The organism is Streptomyces sp. BHT-5-2, from assembly GCF_019774615.1.
In the GTDB taxonomy this organism is placed as follows: Bacteria; Actinomycetota; Actinomycetes; order Streptomycetales; family Streptomycetaceae; genus Streptomyces.
The window spans coordinates 5,482,501-5,499,128 of the sequence record NZ_CP081496.1 but is presented as its reverse complement, the minus strand read 5'-3'; the positions used below and the strand labels follow the sequence as shown (position 1 = coordinate 5,499,128).

Below are 16,628 nucleotides of genomic sequence, written 5' to 3'. Positions count from 1 at the left end.
ACCACCGGCAGTCGGCCAGGGAGGACCACGGCGTGCAGCACCACGACACGATGTACATCGGCGGGCGCTGGCGGCCCGCCGCGGGCAGCGGCACGATCGAGGTCGTCGATCCGGCCGACGAGCAGGTCATCGGCACCGTCCCGGCCGGCTCCGCCGAGGACGTGGACGCCGCGGTGCGGGCCGCCCGCGCCGCCCTGCCCGGCTGGGCCGCCACCCCGCCCGCCGAGCGCGCCGACCGGCTCGCCGCCCTGCGCGACCGGCTCGCCGAACGCACCGAGGAGATCGCCGGGACCGTCACCGCCGAACTCGGTGCGCCGCTCGCCTTCAGCCGGACCGTGCACGCCGGGGTGCCGGTCGCGGTCTGCGGCTCGTACGCCGAGATCGCCCGTGCGCACGCCTTCGAGGAGACCCTCGGCAACTCCACCGTGCTGCACGAACCGGTCGGCGTGGTGGGCGCGATCACCCCGTGGAACTACCCGCTGCACCAGATCGTCGCCAAGGTGGCCCCGGCGCTGGCGGCTGGCTGCACCGTCGTCCTCAAGCCCGCCGAGGACACCCCGCTGGTGGCCCGGCTGTTCGCCGAGTGCGTCGACGCGGCCGGGATACCCGCCGGTGCCGTGAACGTCGTCACCGGACTCGGCCCGGTCGCCGGCCGGGCGCTGGTCGAGCACGACGGCGTCGACCTGGTCTCCTTCACCGGCTCGACGGCCGTGGGCCGGACCGTCGGCGCGCTCGCCGGCGGCGCGGTCAAGCGGGTGGCCCTGGAACTGGGCGGTAAGTCCGCCAACGTCATCCTGCCGAGCGCGGACCTCGGCCGGGCGGTCGCGGTCGGCGTCGCCAACGTCATGGCCAACTCCGGCCAGACCTGTAGCGCCTGGACCCGGATGCTGGTCCACCGGGACCAGTACGACGAGGCCGTCGCGCTGGCCGCCGCCGCGGCCGCCAAGTACGTCCCCGGCGAGCGGCTCGGGCCGCTGGTCAGCGCCCGCCAGCGGGACCGGGTGCTCGGCTACCTCGAACGCGGCGTCGCCGAGGGCGCCCGGCCCGTCGCGGGCGGCCCGCGCCCGCCCGAGGGCCCCGGTTTCTACGTCCACCCCACCGTCTTCGCCGACGTCACCCCGGAGATGACCATCGCCCAGGAGGAGATCTTCGGCCCGGTCCTGACGGTGCTGCGCTACGAGGACGAGGACGACGCCGTGCGGATCGCCAACGGCACCGTCTACGGCCTGGCCGGCGCGGTCTGGGCCGGCGACGACGCCGAGGCGGTCGCCTTCGCCCGCCGGCTGGAGACCGGCCAGGTCGACATCAACGGCGGCCGCTTCAACCCGCTCGCCCCCTTCGGCGGGTACAAGCAGTCCGGGATCGGCCGGGAGTTGGGGCCGCACGGCCTGACCGAGTACCTCCAGACCAAGTCCCTCCAGTTCTGAGCCCCGCCCGGCACCGGGCCGGGCCCGCCCGCCGCGGCCCCGGCCGTCCCGCCACCCGCCCACGCCCCGAGGAGTTCCCGTGGTACGCGCCGCCGTCCTGCCCGCCGTCAACGCCCCGCTCCGGGTCACCGAGATCGAGCTGCCGGAACCCGGCCCGGGCCAGGTCCGGATCAGGCTCGCCGCCGCCGGCGTCTGCCACTCCGACCTCTCGCTGTCCAACGGCACCCTGCGCCAGCCGGCCCCGGCCGTGCTCGGCCACGAGGGGGCGGGCACCGTCACCGCGGTGGGGCCGGACGTGACCGGGGTGGCGGCCGGCGACCGGGTGGTCCTCAACTGGGCGCCGTCCTGCGGTGACTGCCACTTCTGCGGACTGGCCGAGCCCTGGCTGTGCGCCGACGCCGGGCGGGCCGCCGGCGCCCCGTACGCCACCCTCGGCGCCGACGGCAGCGCGCTCTACCCGGGCCTGGGCACCGCCGCGTTCGCCGAGGAGACCGTGGTGCCCGCGCGCGCCGCGCTGCCGCTGCCGGACGGGATCCCGCTGACCGACGCGGCCCTGCTCGGCTGCGCGGTGCTCACCGGCTGGGGCGCCGTCCACCACAGCGCCCGGGTCCGGGCGGGGGAGTCGGTGCTGGTCTTCGGCGTCGGCGGGGTGGGCCTGGCGACCCTTCAAGCGGCGCGGATCGCCGGGGCGGGCCCGATCGTGGCGGTGGACGTCTCGCCGGCGAAGGAAGAGCTGGCCCGCGCGGCCGGCGCCACCGACTTCCTGGTCGCCGACGGCCCGGCGTTCTTCGAGAAGGACGGCGCCAAGCGGGTCCGGGCGCTCACCGGCGGGGTCGGCGCCGATGTCGCGGTGGAGTGCGTGGGCCGCGCGGAGACCATCCGCGCGGCCTGGTCCGCGACCCGCCGCGGCGGCCGGACGACGGTGGTGGGCATCGGCGGCAAGGACCAGCAGGTCGTCTTCTCCGCCCTGGAACTCTTCTACTTCGGCCGCACGCTCGCCGGCTGCGTCTACGGCAACAGCGACCCGGCCCGCGACCTGCCGGTGATCGCCGAGCACGTCCGCTCCGGCGCGCTCGACCTCTCCGCGCTGGTCACCGACCGGATCGGACTGGACGGGATCCCGGCCGCGTTCGAGGCGATGCTCGCCGGGAAGGGCGGCCGGGCGCTGGTGGTGTTCTAGGCCACCGCTCCGCCTTTGACGGCGGCCACGAAGGCCCCCCAGGCACCCGCGGGGAAGACGAGCGCGGGGCCGTGGGGGTCCTTGCTGTCGCGTACGGGGACGAGGGCGGGGGGGTTGTCGGCGATCTCGATGCACTGGCCGCCGTCCGGGTTGCTGTAGCTGGACTTGCGCTTCACCGTTCCGGATGCTGGAGCGCCAGCCCGTCCACCAGGGCCCGCAGGCCGTCCTCGAACGCGCCCTCGTCCACCTGGCGTTGGTGCTCGGCAAGCCGGTGGGCCTGGCTCAGGTGGGGGTAGTCGGCGGGGTCGTACGCGCTCGGATCGTCCACGAAGCCGCGGGCGAACGAGCCGAGCGCCGAGCCCGCGACGAAGTACCGCACCATCGCGCAGACCCTGGTGGCCAGCGCGGGCGGCCAGCCCGCCTCGACCATGCCGCCGAAGGCCGCGTCGGCCATCCGCAGCCCGGCGGGCCGGCGGCCGGGGCCCTGGGCGAGGAACGGGACGATGTGCGGATGGGCGGCGAGTGCCGCGCGGTAGGAGCGGGCCCAGGCGAGCAGGCCGGCCCGCCAGTCGGTGCCGTCGGCCAGGGCCGAGACGTCGACCCGGGCGACGACGGTGTCGGCCACCGCGTCCAGGATCTCGTCCTTGGTCGTGAAGTGGTTGTAGAGGGAGGGGCCGCTGACGCCCAGTTCCGCCGCCAGCCGCCGGGTGGAGAGCGCGGCCAGCCCCTCCGCGTCGATCAGTGCCAGCGCGGTGGTGACGATGCGCTCGCGGCTCAGCAGGGGCTTGCGGGGTCGGGCCATGCCGCACATAGTAGGGGCTGCTCCACAAAAACTAGCACCGCTAATTAATGGCCGCCGCACCTCCCGTTCCCGCCGACAAGGGGCCCGAGATGAACCTGGAGCTCACCCCCGAGCAGTCCGCCGTACGCCGACTCGCCGCGGACTTCACCGACCGCGAGATCGCCCCGCACGCCACCGCCTGGGACCGCGCCGAGGAGGTCGACCCGGGCATCGTCCGGAAACTCGGCGACCTGGGCTTCCTGGGGCTGACCATCCCCGAGGAGTACGGCGGTTCCGGCGGTGACCACCTCGCGTACGCGCTGGTCACCGAGGAACTGGGGCGCGGCGACTCGTCGGTCCGCGGCATCGTCTCGGTCTCGCTGGGGCTGGTCGCCAAGACCCTCGCCGCCTGGGGCGACGAGGAGCAGAAGCGCGCCTGGCTGCCCCGGCTGACCTCCGGCGAGGCGCTCGGCTGCTTCGGGCTGACCGAGCCCGGCACCGGCTCCGACGCCGCGTCCCTGACCACCCGCGCGGTCCGGGACGGCGAGCGCGGCGACTGGATCGTCGACGGCGGCAAGATGTTCATCACCAACGGCACCTGGGCGGACCTCGTCCTGCTCTTCGCCCGCACCGGCGGCCCCGGTCACAAAGGGATCAGCGCCTTCCTGATACCCGCCGACACCCCGGGTCTGACCCGCCGCCCGATCCACGGCAAGCTCGGGCTCCGCGGCCAGGCGACGGCCGAGCTCGTCCTGGAGGGCGTGCGGGTGCCCGCCGGTGCCCTGCTGGGCCCCGAGGGCAAGGGGTTCTCGGTCGCCATGTCCGCCCTGGCCAAGGGCCGGATGTCGGTCGCCGCCGGCTGCGTCGGGATCGCCCAGGCCGCGCTGGACGCCGCGCTCGGGTACGCCGGGCAGCGCGAACAGTTCGGCGCCCCGATCGCCGGGCGCCAGCTCGTCCAGGAACTGCTCAGCGACATCGCGGTGGACGTGGACGCGGCCCGGCTGCTGACCTGGCGGGTGGCCGATCTGATCGACCGCGGCGAGCCGTTCGCCACCGAGGCGTCCAAGGCGAAGCTCTTCGCCTCCGAGGCCGCGGTCCGCGCCGCGGGCAACGCCCTCCAGGTCTTCGGCGGCTACGGCTACATCGACGAGTACCCGGTCGGCAAACTGCTGCGCGACGCCCGGGTGATGACCCTCTACGAGGGCACCAGCCAGATCCAGAAGCTCCTCATCGGCCGCGCACTGACCGGCGTCCCCGCCTTCTGATCGGCCCGTCGCCGGCCCGTCGCCCCCTCCCGGGCAGCCCCTAAGCGCTTGCTCAGCGGCACGGTATGGTGTTCGATCCGGCAGAGGAAGGCCCCTGGCGGAGCGAGAGCGGGGAGAGGCGATGGGTGCGGCCGAGCGGGCGGCGGAGGAGAGCGACGAGTGGTCCGACGTGACCCCGGACGCCGCGCGGCGGCTGGTCGCCGCGGCCGTCCAGGCGTTCGCCGAGCGCGGCTACCACGCCACCACCACCCGTGACATCGCCGGCCGCGCCGGGATGAGCCCCGCCGCGCTCTACATCCACTACAAGACCAAGGAAGAGCTGCTCTACCGCATCAGCGGCATCGGCCACGAGAAGGCCCTGCGCATCATGGGCGCCGCCGCCGAGGCCGGGGGCAGCGCCACCGACCGGCTCCGCGACGCGGTGCGCACCTTCGCCCGCTGGCACGCCGAGCACCACACCACCGCCCGCGTCATCCAGTACGAGCTGCAGGCCCTCGGCGCGGACCACTACGCCGAGATCGCCGCGCTGCGCCGCCGTACCGACCGTATGCTCCGGCAGATCATCCAGGACGGCGCGGACAGCGGGGAGTTCGGCGTGGACGACGTGCCCGGCACCACCCTGGCCGTGCTGTCGCTGTGCGTGGACGTCGCCCGCTGGTTCTCCGCCGAGGGCCCGCGCACACCCGACGAGGTCGGCGCCCTCTACGCCGACCTCGTCCTGCGGATGGTGGGCGGCGCCTCCTAGGTCCGGTCCGACGGGCCGTGCCCGGGGCCGCCGCACCGGCTAGAGGTGGAACCGGCTGACCGACTCCGCCACGCACACCGGCTTCTCCGCGCCCTCCCGCTCGACCGTGACCACCGTGGTGAGCTGCACCCCGCCGGTCACCTCGGCCACCTCCGCGATCCGCGCCCGGGCCCGGATCCGCGAGCCGACCGGGACGGTGGCCGGGAAACGCACCTTGTTGGTGCCGTAGTTGATGCCCATCTTCACGTTGTCCACCCGCAGCAGCTGCGGGACCAGGACGGGCAGCAGGGACAGCGTCAGGTACCCGTGGGCGATGGTCGTGCCGAAAGGGCCGGCCGCGGCCCGTTCCTGATCGACGTGGATCCACTGGTGGTCGCCGGTGGCCTCCGCGAACAGGTCGATCCGCTTCTGGTCGATCTCCAGCCAGTCGCTGGGGCCCAGCTCCTCGCCGACCGCCGCCCGCAGTTCCTCGACCGACCCGAACACCCGGGGCTCTGCCATCCTCGTCCGCCTCCTCAGCCGGTGTTACTAAGCGCTTGCTCAGGATGCGAGGGCGGGCGCCCGCTGTCAACGCCCCGGGCGGCGGGCGCCCCGGCGGATCCCCGGGCAGGCCGTAGGGTTGACGGCGTGCCCCAGCTTCCGTTCAAGGTCCATGAGCTCTCCGTCGGCCAGCTCTCCGCGCGCAGCGGCGCGGCCGTCTCCGCGCTGCACTTCTACGAGTCCAAGGGGCTGATCAGCAGCACCCGGACGGCCGGCAACCAGCGCCGCTACACCCGCGAGACGCTGCGCCGGGTCGCGTTCATCCGGGCCGCGCAGCGGGTCGGCATCCCGCTCGCGGTGATCCGCGACGCCCTGGCCGAGCTGCCGGACGAGCGCACCCCCAACCGCGAGGACTGGGCTCGGCTCTCCGAGGTCTGGCGCACCGAACTCGACGAGCGGATCGGCCAGCTCGTCGAGTTGCGCGACCGGCTCACCGACTGCATCGGCTGCGGCTGCCTGTCGCTGCAGACATGCGCGCTGTCCAACCCCTACGACAACCTCGGCGTACAGGGGCCCGGCGCCCGCCGGCTGCGGGTGGACCGGCGCGCCGAGGACCCGGCGTCGGCCCCGAAGGCGGCTTCCCCGACCTGTGCCCCGGACGCCCCGACCTGTGCGCCCGGGGAAGCAGAGCACCAAGAGCCCTGACGGTCGCCGGCCCCGGAGGCCGTCACCGCACCCGACAGCCCCGCGCAGCGGCTGGACATGCCGACCAGCCCCGCACTGCTGGGCCGGAAGACGCACAAGGGCAAGCCCGTCCGCGACGACCAGGGCAGCCCGATCAGGGCCACCGAAACCCCCGTCGTGACCCGCGAGGAGTTCGACCGGATCGGCGCACTACTGGCGCCCAAGCCGACGGTGGAGAAGGCGCCGACGCGCAAGGACTCGGCGGCGCTGCCGCTGCGCGTGATCCACTGCACCGGATGCGGCAGCCGCATGTACCTGAACAAGTCGTCCAACGCCCTCAAACCGACGCCCACACCCAGGGAACCCTCTGGCCGGGAAGTGAAGCCCCGGAAGCGCCGCCGGCGAGCGGCCACCCCCGGACGACATGAGCAGATAGCACACGCACGCTGTGAGCCTCGTTCGGCCATGTGTCGGACGAGGTTTCACTTATCCATCCATGGAACGGCATGGTAGGCATCGTTGATCACGAACGCGCTCACGTAGGGGAGAGCATGAAGCGCATAACCACGGCCGTACTCGCAACGGCGGTTGCCATCGCGGCACTGTCCGCATGCGACATCGACGCCCCGAGCACCAAAACGCCCAGGCCCGCGCCGACGACCACGGCACCCACCGCCGGGAGCACCCCGAACGGCGAGGACATGGGCGCACCGACGAACGGCCCCGCGCCCTCCCCGAACGCTGAACAGACCCAAAAGCTCATGGGCGCACTCAAGGCCGTAGACCCGGCCCTGGGCGGCAACCAGCGATGGGCAGTCACTGCGGCCAAGACCATCTGCGCAGACATCCAGGCGGGCCAGGCCGACCCCGATGTGCGGCAGGGGGCGCAACTGCGTTTCCAGGGGTCCACGCCCGGCACCCTCAAGTCAGTGTCGGATGGCCAGGCGCGCCGGATCGTCGATGCGGTGAAAACGTCGTTCTGCCACTGAGCGCTACTGACCAGTGCCCCGTCCGGGACCACTCCGGACGGGGCACTCTCAGGCCCATCACAGAAGTACCGGTACGAGCTTCGGGCAGCCGACAACAGGGGAAGCCGGCCGAGCGCAGCGCGTACTCACCAGATGGGCGGCTTGCGGTGCGCCCACGGGCGGGCCGCCTCCAGCTGCGCGGAGAGTGCGATCAGGGTGGCCTCGTCGCCGTAGCGGCCGGCCAGCATCACGCCGATCGGCAGCCCCTCGGCGTTCCAGTGCAGCGGGACGTTGACCGCGGGCTGACCGGTGATGTTGTAGAGGGCGGTGAACGGCGTGAAGCGGCCGACCGCGGCGAACTCCGCCTGCGGGTCGTCGTCGTGCCGCAGTGCGCCGACCGGGTGCGGCGGCGCGGCCAGGGTGGGGGAGAGGAGCACGTCGTAGCCGGTGCCGGGCGGCATCAGCACGTCGGCGACGGCCTGGGCGAGCGACCGGAAGGAGTAGAGGGCGTCGGCGAAGTCGGTGCCGCCGACCTCGCGGCCGCGCGCCCGCAGATAGCGGGTGAGCGGCATCAGCAGCTCCTCGGCCTCCGGCGGGACGGGGCGGTTGGCGGCCGCCACCGACCAGACCCGGGTGAAGTCGTGCAGGATCCGCCCGTCGACCGGGAACGCCAACTCCTCGGCCCGATGGCCCAGTTCGCCGAGCAGCGCGGTGGTCTCCGCGACCGCGGCGAGGCAGTCCGGGTGCATCTCGATGTCCGGGAGCGGGGCCCGGGTGAGCACCCCGATCCGCAGCCGGCCGGGGTCCCGGCGGACCTGCCCGGCGAACGTCTCGCCGGGTGGCAGGGACGGGGCGGCGTACGGGTCGCCGGGCAGGGTGCCGGCCATCGCGTCCAGCAGCGCGGCCGCGTCGGCGACCGTACGGGCCAGCGGGCCCGAGGTGCTCAGTCCCGTCACGTCGTGCAGCAGGGGGCCGCCGCTGACCCGGCCGCGGCTGGGCTTGATGCCGTAGAGCCCGCAGGCCGACGCCGGGATGCGGATCGAGCCGCCGCCGTCGCTGCCGTGCGCGATCGGTGCCAGCCCGGCGGCCACCGCCGCGGCCGCCCCGCCGCTGGAGCCGCCCGCCGAGCGCGCCAGGTCCCAGGGGGTGCGGGCGGGCGGGGCGAGGGCGTTCTCGGTGTAGCAGGGCAGCCCGAACTCGGGGGTGTTGGTCTTGCCCAGCAGGATCGTGCCGGCCCGGCGCAGTGCGGCGGCGACGTGGTCGTCGGCGTCCGGGACGTGGTCGGCCAGCGCGGCCGAGCCCATCGTGCAGCGCACCCCGGCGACGTGGTTGAGGTCCTTCACGGGCACCGGGACGCCGTGCAGCGGCGGCAGCGCGCGGCCCTGGCGGCGGGCCGCGACGGCCTCGCTCTCGGCCTCCGCGGCCTGCTTGCGGGCGATCTCCGGGGTACGGGTGAGGAAGGCGCCCAGGGTGTCGTCCAGGCGCTCGATCCGTGTGAGGTAGTGCTCGGTGAGTTCGACCGGGGAGAGTTCCCCGGCCCGGATCTCCTCGGCCTGTTCGAGCGCGGTGAGGTCGTGCAGTTCGGCCATGGACGTCCACCTTCTCGTCAGGGCCCGCGCGACCCGGGTGCCGTGCGGGCGGAACGGGCCGGCGCCGGGGCGTACGTCCGCCGGTGATCAGCCCGTGCACAGTTGTTTCAGTTCGCGGGCCGGCTGGCAAAGGCCGTCGGGCGAACGGGGCGACCACCGGTGGCCGGACGGCGAACGGGAGGGCGGTGCGGGGTGGGGCGGGGATCGGGCAGGGGTCGGGCGCGGGTCGGGGTCCCTCCGGCTTGCCGCCTGCGGGCCGGCCGAGCGGCGTAAGTTGTCATGAATCGTACCGAATTCACCGCCGGGGCGGGTGGGCGCCGAGCGCCGCCCGCCCCGGCGAACAATGGCCGGGAAGTGTCGCTGATCGGCGCGATCGGCCGGTGTCGGCCCGGCGCCCCGGGCGGCTCCGGCCCGGCCTCAGGCGGCGGCCGGCCCGCCCGTCAACGCGGTCGCGCAGGCAACCAGATGGGAGTTCCCGACCGCCGGGGAGCCGTCGGCCAGGGTGAGGGTGTCCTCGATGCCTATACGGCTGGCCAGGCCCAGCTCCCCGGCCAGTCGCAGCACCGGCCAGGCGCCGCCGTCGAAGCCGTGCAGCAGCACCGGGCGGCCGTGCGGGATCCGCGCCAGCTCGGCGAGCAGCGCCCGGGCGGTGGCGGGCGCGGTGTCCGGGTCGGTGTCGTCGATGACCTCGGCCAGCACCCGCAGCACCCGCGGCGCCAGCGGGGAGGCGGCGAAGCGGGCGGCGGCGGGCGTCCCGGCCCAGATGCCCGCCTCGACGCCGACGCCGCGGTCCAGCAGCGCGGCGGCGACCGAATCGGCGCCGTCCTCGTGCCAGTTGACCGAGGCGTGGTCGGGGAGCACCGTCCAGGACGCGATCAGCTCGACCCGGCGCGCGGGGTCGGGCTCGGCCCAGGCGCCGGTCGTCACGCCCACCGGTACGTCCACCGCCTCCCGTATCGCCGTCAGGGCCGGGCCGACCACCCTGGGCGAGAGGGAGTCCTGGCCGCACGGGGTCTTGGGGTGGACGTGGACGTCCTGGGCGCCGGCCGCGACCGCCTGCCGCGCCGCCTCCGCGAGCGCGGCCGGCGACAGCGGCACCGCACCCGAATCGGCCGCCGTCCGGGCGCCGTTGAGACACACCTGAAGCATCTGAAGCATGGGTCCGATGATGACAGGCGGGTCCGACAGTCCGCCGTGTGCGGGTGGCGAGGTGCCGCACGGAAGGGGCTCAGGCCGCCGCGAAGGTCTCCGCGCCGGGTACCCCGGCCGCCGTGTGCAGGGCCTCCGGGGTCAGCACGGACGCCGGGGCGAGCACTCCGCACTCCCGGCAGGCCGGACCGGCCGCCGGGCAGCCGCCCGGGCCGGGGGCCCATGCGAAGCGGGTGCCGCCGCAGACCGGGCAGTCGCGGCGCGGGCGTCCCGCCTCCATCGCCGCGATCATGCGGCGCAGCACCTCGGAGAGGCGGGCCGCCGGGTGCCGCTGCGCGGAGACGCAGGGCACGATGTCGCAGCCGCCCCAGGTGCGGCGGTGCCACTCGTCGAGCGTGCCGGGCTGGCGGATGCCGTGGTGCTTCTCGCGGCGGCGCCGGGCGGCGAACTCCTCCTCGTAGGCGAGCCAGAGGGCACGTGCCTCCTCCAGCTCGGCCAGCGCGGCCACCAGCCGCGCCGGGTCGGGTTCGCGTTCGTGGGTGGTGAATCCGGCCCTGGTGCACAGATGGTGCCAGGTCGCGCGGTGCCCGTAGGGAGCGAAGCGCTCCAGGCACTTGCGCAGTGCGGTACGCCGCCGAACGGTGACGAGTCGCGGATCGCGGACCTGTTCTGCGAGGGCTCTGAAACCGGCCATGGTGCTTCCACCTCCGAGGAGGATCCCGAATGGACAGGGAATGGACGTGGGCGCCCACCACCTGGATCCATCGAATACTTTTGCGGTTTTGGGTGGCGATGTGACGGGGTGTCCGGCAGTCGGCGCCCCCGATCGCCTTCCCGCTGTGGGGAATTCAAAAAGGTGACCGTTGTTCATCTTCCCGTAACGGGTAACCGACGGTAACGTCCGGCGCACCCTCCCCCGAGCTCCGGACGAGCAGGGGCCCCTCCGAGGAGCAGGAATGCGACGACGTACCGGAAGGCTCAGGGCCGCCGCGGCGGCGGCCCTGTTCGCCCTGGGTGCCACGTTCTTGGCACCGCCACCCACCGCGGCCGCGACCGCGGCGCACGACTCCGACGACTACTGCCAGGGCCAGTGCGCGGACATCCTGCCGCCCGGCGCGACCGGCAACGCCACCCTGGTGCAGATCCTCGGCAACAAGCTGTTCGGCACCCACCCGGCGCACTCCACCGACCAGATCGCCCCCTACAACGCCCTGGCCGGCGGCTACCGTTCGCTCACCGACGCCACGCTCACCGACTTCTTCAACGACGCCTCCTTCGGCGTCCCCCAGGACCAGGTGGGCTCGGTCACCAGGCCCCGGTCCGACGTCACCATCACCCGTGACAAGAAGACCGGCGTCCCGCACATCAAGGGCACCACCCGCTACGGCACCGAGTACGGCGCCGGCTACGCCGCGGGCCAGGACCGACTGTGGCTGATGGACCTCTTCCGGCACATCGGCCGCGGCGAGCTGACCTCGTTCGCCGGCGGCGCCCTCGCCAACCAGGGCCTGGAGCAACAGTTCTGGCCCTCCGCCCCGTACACCGAGGCCGACCTCCAGAAGCAGGTCGACGCCATCCGCAACGGCAACGGCGCCCGCGGCCAACAGGCCATGGCGGACGCCCAGGCGTACGTGGACGGCATCAACGCCTACCGCGAACAGTCCAAGAACGGCCGGTACTTCCCCGGTGAGTACGTCCTCACCGGCCACATCGACGCGATCACCAACGCCGGCGAGATCCAGCCGTTCAAGCTCACCGACCTGATAGCCCTGGCCTCCGTCGTCGGCGGCCTCTTCGGCAACGGCGGCGGCGGCGAGGTCCCGTCCGCCCTCGCCCTGCTCTCCGCCCAGCAGAAGTACGGCCTGGAGAAGGGCACCAAGGTCTGGGAGTCCTTCCGCGAGCGGAACGACCCCGAGGCGGTCAAGACCCTGCACGACGGCCAGAGTTTCCCCTACGCCGTCAAGCCCGCCAGGGCCAGGGGCACCGCGCTGCCCGACCGCGGCTCGGTCACCGCCGAACCGCTGGTCTTCGACCGCACCGGCGCCGCCGCCTCCAAGAGCGCCACCCCGCCCCGCGACCCGGTCAGGGCACCGGAGAAGTACCGCAAGCTGGAGGGCCTCTTCAAGGACGGCGTGCTGCCCAACGGGAGCTTCGACCCGACCCGGCACCGCGGGATGTCCAACGCCCTGCTGGTCTCCGGCAAGCACACCGCCAGCGGCCACCCGGTCGCCGTCTTCGGCCCGCAGACCGGCTACTTCGCGCCCCAGCTGCTGATGCTCCAGGAGATCCAGGGCCCCGGTATCAGCGCCCGCGGCGCCTCGTTCGCCGGCGTCGGGATGTACGTCCAGCTCGGCCGCGGCCAGGACTACGCCTGGAGCGCCACCTCCGCCGGCCAGGACATCACCGACACCTACGCCGTCGACCTGTGCGACCCGGACGGCTCGGCGCCCACCAAGGACTCCACCTCCTACCGCTACCACGGCAGTTGCCTGCCGATGGAGAAGCTGGAGCGCACCAACTCCTGGAAGCCCACCATCGCCGACCCCACCGCCGCCGGCTCCTACCGGATGCAGGTCTTCCGCACCAAATACGGCATCGTCACCCACCGCGCCACCATCGGCGGCCGACCCGTCGCCTACACGGCGCTGCGCTCCACCTACCGCCACGAGGCCGACTCCATCATCGGCTTCCAGATGCTCAACGACCCGTCGTACGTCCACGACGCCAGGAGCTTCCAGCAGGCCGCCCAGCACATCGGCTACGCCTTCAACTGGTTCTACGCCGACTCCCGCGACATCGCGTACTACAACAGCGGCCGCAACCCCGTCCGCAACCCCGACGTCGACGCCGCACTGCCCGTCAGGGCCGAACCGGCCTACGAGTGGCAGGGCTTCGACCCCGCCACCAACACCGCCGCCTACACCCCGCCCGCCCAGCACCCGCAGTCCATCGACCAGGACTACTACGTCTCCTGGAACAACAAGCAGGCCAAGGACTACGACTCGGCCGGCTTCGGCAACGGCTCGGTGCACCGCGCCAACCTCCTCGACGACCGGGTGCGCGCGCTCACCAAGGAGGGCGGGGTCACCCGGGCCGCCCTGACCCGGGCGATGGCCGACGCCGCCCTCACCGACCTGCGGGGCGAGGACGTCCTGCCGGAGCTGCTGCGCGTCCTGGACAGCAAGCCGGTCGCCGACCCCGCGCTGCGCACCGCGGTGCAGCAGCTGGACGCCTGGCGCAAGGACGGTGCCCAGCGCCGCGAGACCACCCCCGGCTCGCACACCTACGCCCACTCCGACGCGGTCCGGCTGATGGACGCCTGGTGGCCGCTGATGGTCAAGGACGTCTTCCGCCCCGGCCTCGGCGGCGACCTCTACGACGCGTTGAACGCCAACCTCGCCATCGACGAGTCCCCGTCGGCCGGCCACGGCCCCACCGGGGCGCACGCCGGATCGGCGTTCCAGTACGGCTGGTGGAGCTATGTCGACAAGGACCTGCGCGCGGTGCTCGGCGACCGCGTCCAGGGCCCGCTCGCCGCACGCTACTGCGGCAACGGTGACCTCTCCGCCTGCCGCGACACCCTGCTGACCACTCTTCGGCAGGCCGGTGCGCGGACCGCCGCCCAGGTCTACCCCGGCGACGACAACTGCAAGGCCGGCGACCAGTGGTGCGCGGACGCCATCGTCCACCGCGCCGTGGGCGGTCTGACCCACGACAAGATGAGCTGGCAGAACCGCCCCACCTACCAGCAGGTGGTGGAGTTCCCCGCCCACCGGTAGCCGGGCGGCGGAACGGCAGCGGCGCCCACGCCGCGCACCGCGCGGGCCCCGGGTGTCGGCACCCGGGGCCCGCGCCCACTGCGGCGCCGCCGGAAAATCCGGTACGGCTATGCTGCTCCTTCCTGAATTGGGGGGAAGGGAAAGCGAGTAGGGGCGCATGACCGTGACAGGTCCGCAGCAGAATCCACGTCCGCGGCAGACCTCGGGGCCGCGGCAGTATCCGGCGGAGCTGCTCGACACCACGATGGACCAGCTGCGGACGCTGATCACGGTGTACGAGGAGGGCACCGCGCTGGCCGCGGCCCGCCGGCTGGGCCGCGAGCAGTCCAGCGTGCAGAAGCAGCTGGACACCATGAACCGCACCTTCGCGGCGCTCTGCGGCGAGGAGTTGGTGCTCAAGCAGGGGCGGGGCCGCGACGCGCTGTTCACCGCCACCGGCGAGGCCCTGGTCGAACTGGCCCGGCGCACCCTCGGCGAGTGGTCCGCCGGCGTCCACGACGCCCGCCGCCGGCTCGGCCGCACGCTCTCCGTCGGCACCACCCGCTACACCCTCGGCTTCCTCCTGGACGCGGTGGAGTACGTCAGCGCGGACTTCGACCGCGAGGGCGTCGACCTCAAGATCACCCACGTCCGCACCGCCGACCTCTTCACCAAGCTCCGCTCCCAGGAGCTGGACCTGGTCTGCGGCAGCGTCGTGGTCACCGAGGGCGAGGAGGCCGCCCAACTCGCCCCGTACGAGGTGATGGAGTGGCGGCGCAGCGGGCTGTCCCTGCTGACGAACCTGCCGCCGGAGCGGCTGCCCGCCGGCCCGTTCCCCGCCGGCGAACTGCCGCGGCTGCCGCTGGTGCTCTCGACCGGCGGGCTGATCGACCGCTTCCTGACCGCCTGGTACGGCACCGACTACCGCCAGAAGCTGACCGTCGCCGCCGAGATAGAGGCCGCGCACTACGGCTTCGAACTCCTCCGCTCGGGCGTGGTCAGCGGCGCGATGCTGGTCACCCGGGGCCTGGGGGAGGCCGCTTCGGACGGCCACCTGCCGGAGGCCGAGGGCCTGCGCACCCTGGAGGTCGCCGGGGACGTCGGCCCCCGGACGGAGGTCCTCGTCGGCGTCTTCACCCGGCGCGGCGAGCGGGGCTCCTACGGGCCGGAGCACCCGCTCAACCGCCTCTGGGAGGCGCTCTCCTGGGAGAGCGAACGCTGGTGGCTCCGGCCCTGACCGCCCTCTAGGGGGCGGCCGCTCCCGGGGCGGCCGCTCAGTCCGGGAGTTCCCGCTGCCGGGTCTCCGGCAGTGCCAGGACGCAACCCAGCGACACCAGCGCCATCGCGCTCACGTACCAGCCCACCGACGCCGAGCCGAACGCCGCCTGGAGCCGCGTGGCGACCAGCGGCGCGACCGCCCCGCCCAGCACGCCGCCCAGGTTGTAGGCGAGCGAGGCGCCCGAGTAGCGGACGGTGGTCCCGAACAGCTCCGGCAGGTAGGCGCCCATCGGGCCGTAGACCACGCCCATGCAGAACAGTGCGCCGCCGACGCCCAGCGCGATCAGCACCGGCTGCCGGGTGTCCAGCAGCGGGAAGAGCACCGGCCCCCACGCCACCGCCAGGCCCGCGCCGCCCAGCACCAGCTTCCGGCGCCCGATGCCGTCGGAACGGGTCGCGGCCAGCCAGGTGCCGGCCGCCAGGAACAGACAGGCGACCAGCGAGAGTCCGAGCATGGTGGTGCGGGAGACGCCCAGGGTGCCGGTGGCGTACGCGAGGCAGTAGGTGGTGGCGGTGTAGAAGAGCCCGTACGCGACGATCATCCCGCCGGCGCCCAGCAGCAACTCCCGTGGATGCCACCGCAGGACGTCCACGGCCGGCACCCGGCCGGCCTCCTGCGCGTCCCGCACTCTTGCGAAGACCGGTGTCTCGCTGATCTTCAGCCGGACGAACAGCCCCACCCCGACCAGCAGGAACGACAGCAGGAACGGCACCCGCCAGCCCCACGAGCGGAACGCCGCGTCGCTCATCGCCTCGGACAGCAGCCAGAACACCCCGGTCGCCGCGAAGAACCCCACGGACGGCCCCAGTTGGGGGAACGCGGCGTACAGCCCGCGCCGGGCGCGCGGCGCGTGCTCGACGGCCAGCAGCGCCGCGCCGCCCCACTCGCCGCCCAGCCCGATGCCCTGGAGGAACCGCAGCAGGATCAGCACCAGCGGCGCCCAGATCCCCCAGGTCCCGTATCCGGGCAGCAGTCCGACGCACGCCGTGGACAGCCCCATCAGCAACAGCGAGGCGACCAGGACCGACTTGCGTCCGACCCGGTCGCCGAAGTGCCCGAACACCAACGATCCGAGCGGCCGGGCGGCGAACGCCACCGCGTAGGTGGAGAACGACGCCAGTGTGGCGTTGACCGGATCCAGTGTCGGAAAGAACGCCTTGTTCAGCACCAGCGCCGCGGCCGTGCCGTAGATGTAGAAGTCGTAGAACTCGATGGCCGTTCCGATGAACGAGGCCACGGCGACCCGCCGCAGGCTCTCCCCGCCGACCGCCGTCCCGACCGGCGCACCGGCCGGCTTCGCTGATGTCGCGTCACTGTGCACGA

At 73.7% G+C, this 16,628-nt stretch carries 16 protein-coding genes; 9 read left to right on the top strand and 7 right to left on the bottom strand.

Going from position 1 to position 16,628, the window contains the following annotated elements; translation table 11 throughout:
- Nucleotides 1-32: 32 nt before the first annotated feature.
- Together K2224_RS24370 and K2224_RS24365 are read left to right on the top strand one after the other, a co-directional pair.
- Nucleotides 33-1,427 (top strand): aldehyde dehydrogenase family protein, encoded by a 1,395-nt coding sequence (locus tag K2224_RS24370; RefSeq protein ID WP_221908641.1) that lies wholly within the window; start codon nucleotides 33-35, stop codon nucleotides 1,425-1,427.
- A 79-nt stretch (nucleotides 1,428-1,506) separates the two neighbouring features.
- Nucleotides 1,507-2,607, top strand: coding sequence for a Zn-dependent alcohol dehydrogenase (locus tag K2224_RS24365; RefSeq protein WP_221908640.1), 1,101 nt, complete (start codon nucleotides 1,507-1,509; stop codon nucleotides 2,605-2,607).
- Here K2224_RS24365 and K2224_RS24360 read toward each other — a convergent pair.
- Complete coding sequence (locus K2224_RS24360) at nucleotides 2,604-2,783, bottom strand: DUF397 domain-containing protein (protein WP_221908639.1); 180 nt, start codon at nucleotides 2,781-2,783, stop codon at nucleotides 2,604-2,606. The two genes, K2224_RS24365 and K2224_RS24360, sit on opposite strands and share 4 nt — an antisense overlap.
- The gene (locus K2224_RS24355; RefSeq protein WP_221908638.1) at nucleotides 2,780-3,409 is read right to left on the bottom strand and encodes a TetR/AcrR family transcriptional regulator; all 630 of its coding nucleotides are present in this window, start codon (nucleotides 3,407-3,409) and stop codon (nucleotides 2,780-2,782) included. The genes K2224_RS24360 and K2224_RS24355 overlap by 4 nt, the downstream gene beginning before the upstream one ends.
- Nucleotides 3,410-3,498: 89 nt before the next feature.
- Here K2224_RS24355 and K2224_RS24350 point away from each other — a divergent pair, with 89 nt between their 5' ends.
- Nucleotides 3,499-4,653: an acyl-CoA dehydrogenase family protein gene (locus K2224_RS24350; protein WP_221908637.1), complete on the top strand. Its 1,155-nt coding sequence runs from the start codon at nucleotides 3,499-3,501 to the stop codon at nucleotides 4,651-4,653.
- A 121-nt stretch (nucleotides 4,654-4,774) separates the two neighbouring features.
- On the top strand, nucleotides 4,775-5,398 hold the full coding sequence (locus K2224_RS24345) for a TetR/AcrR family transcriptional regulator (protein ID WP_221908636.1): 624 nt from the start codon (nucleotides 4,775-4,777) through the stop codon (nucleotides 5,396-5,398).
- Nucleotides 5,399-5,437: 39 nt separating this feature from the next.
- Here the strand turns inward: K2224_RS24345 and K2224_RS24340 are convergent, their stop codons facing one another.
- A complete protein-coding gene (locus K2224_RS24340; RefSeq protein ID WP_221908635.1) occupies nucleotides 5,438-5,899 on the bottom strand; it encodes a MaoC family dehydratase in 462 nt (153 codons plus the stop codon).
- A gap of 126 nt (nucleotides 5,900-6,025) precedes the next feature.
- On the opposite strand from K2224_RS24340, the gene soxR reads away from it, so the two are divergent.
- From soxR to K2224_RS24325, 3 genes are read left to right on the top strand one after another with little or no spacing between them, the layout of a single operon-like run.
- Nucleotides 6,026-6,583, top strand: a complete 558-nt coding sequence (gene soxR / locus K2224_RS24335) for a redox-sensitive transcriptional activator SoxR (RefSeq protein WP_221908634.1) — start codon at nucleotides 6,026-6,028, stop codon at nucleotides 6,581-6,583.
- 57 nt (nucleotides 6,584-6,640) lie between these two features.
- The gene (locus K2224_RS24330) at nucleotides 6,641-7,075 is read left to right on the top strand and encodes a hypothetical protein (protein WP_221908633.1); all 435 of its coding nucleotides are present in this window, start codon (nucleotides 6,641-6,643) and stop codon (nucleotides 7,073-7,075) included.
- 38 nt (nucleotides 7,076-7,113) lie between these two features.
- Nucleotides 7,114-7,551, top strand: a complete 438-nt coding sequence (locus K2224_RS24325) for a hypothetical protein (RefSeq protein WP_221908632.1) — start codon at nucleotides 7,114-7,116, stop codon at nucleotides 7,549-7,551.
- A gap of 125 nt (nucleotides 7,552-7,676) precedes the next feature.
- On the opposite strand, the gene K2224_RS24320 is transcribed toward K2224_RS24325, so the two are convergent.
- The 3 genes from K2224_RS24320 to K2224_RS24310 all read right to left on the bottom strand — a co-directional run bounded on the left by K2224_RS24320 (nucleotide 7,677) and on the right by K2224_RS24310 (nucleotide 10,962).
- The gene (locus K2224_RS24320) at nucleotides 7,677-9,119 is read right to left on the bottom strand and encodes an amidase (protein ID WP_221908631.1); all 1,443 of its coding nucleotides are present in this window, start codon (nucleotides 9,117-9,119) and stop codon (nucleotides 7,677-7,679) included.
- 417 nt (nucleotides 9,120-9,536) lie between these two features.
- Entirely contained in the window at nucleotides 9,537-10,268 is a 732-nt protein-coding gene (locus tag K2224_RS24315) for a 3-keto-5-aminohexanoate cleavage protein (protein WP_221909900.1), read from the bottom strand.
- 79 nt (nucleotides 10,269-10,347) lie between these two features.
- A complete protein-coding gene (locus K2224_RS24310; protein ID WP_221908630.1) occupies nucleotides 10,348-10,962 on the bottom strand; it encodes a hypothetical protein in 615 nt (204 codons plus the stop codon).
- Nucleotides 10,963-11,224: 262 nt separating this feature from the next.
- On the opposite strand from K2224_RS24310, the gene K2224_RS24305 reads away from it, so the two are divergent.
- Together K2224_RS24305 and K2224_RS24300 are read left to right on the top strand one after the other, a co-directional pair.
- A complete protein-coding gene (locus K2224_RS24305; RefSeq protein ID WP_221908629.1) occupies nucleotides 11,225-14,047 on the top strand; it encodes a penicillin acylase family protein in 2,823 nt (940 codons plus the stop codon).
- 157 nt (nucleotides 14,048-14,204) lie between these two features.
- Nucleotides 14,205-15,263 carry a LysR family transcriptional regulator gene (locus K2224_RS24300; protein ID WP_221908628.1) on the top strand — a complete coding sequence of 353 codons (1,059 nt, stop codon included), beginning with the start codon at nucleotides 14,205-14,207 and terminating at the stop codon, nucleotides 15,261-15,263.
- 37 nt (nucleotides 15,264-15,300) lie between these two features.
- Here the strand turns inward: K2224_RS24300 and K2224_RS24295 are convergent, their stop codons facing one another.
- Nucleotides 15,301-16,626: an MFS transporter gene (locus tag K2224_RS24295; RefSeq protein ID WP_221908627.1), complete on the bottom strand. Its 1,326-nt coding sequence runs from the start codon at nucleotides 16,624-16,626 to the stop codon at nucleotides 15,301-15,303.
- Nucleotides 16,627-16,628: the final 2 nt, after the last annotated feature.

Excerpts from the sequence above, each read along its gene's own strand:
- K2224_RS24355 (WP_221908638.1), bottom strand. The coding sequence starts at position 3,409 with ATGGCCCGACCCCGCAAGCCCCTGCTGAGCCGCGAGCGCATCGTCACC.
- K2224_RS24350 (WP_221908637.1), top strand. The coding sequence starts at position 3,499 with ATGAACCTGGAGCTCACCCCCGAGCAGTCCGCCGTACGCCGACTCGCC.
- K2224_RS24345 (WP_221908636.1), top strand. The coding sequence starts at position 4,775 with ATGGGTGCGGCCGAGCGGGCGGCGGAGGAGAGCGACGAGTGGTCCGAC.
- K2224_RS24340 (WP_221908635.1), bottom strand. The coding sequence starts at position 5,899 with ATGGCAGAGCCCCGGGTGTTCGGGTCGGTCGAGGAACTGCGGGCGGCG.
- K2224_RS24330 (WP_221908633.1), top strand. The coding sequence starts at position 6,641 with ATGCCGACCAGCCCCGCACTGCTGGGCCGGAAGACGCACAAGGGCAAG.
- K2224_RS24325 (WP_221908632.1), top strand. The coding sequence starts at position 7,114 with ATGAAGCGCATAACCACGGCCGTACTCGCAACGGCGGTTGCCATCGCG.
- K2224_RS24320 (WP_221908631.1), bottom strand. The coding sequence starts at position 9,119 with ATGGCCGAACTGCACGACCTCACCGCGCTCGAACAGGCCGAGGAGATC.
- K2224_RS24315 (WP_221909900.1), bottom strand. The coding sequence starts at position 10,268 with ATGCTTCAGGTGTGTCTCAACGGCGCCCGGACGGCGGCCGATTCGGGT.
- K2224_RS24310 (WP_221908630.1), bottom strand. The coding sequence starts at position 10,962 with ATGGCCGGTTTCAGAGCCCTCGCAGAACAGGTCCGCGATCCGCGACTC.
- K2224_RS24305 (WP_221908629.1), top strand. The coding sequence starts at position 11,225 with ATGCGACGACGTACCGGAAGGCTCAGGGCCGCCGCGGCGGCGGCCCTG.
- K2224_RS24300 (WP_221908628.1), top strand. The coding sequence starts at position 14,205 with ATGACCGTGACAGGTCCGCAGCAGAATCCACGTCCGCGGCAGACCTCG.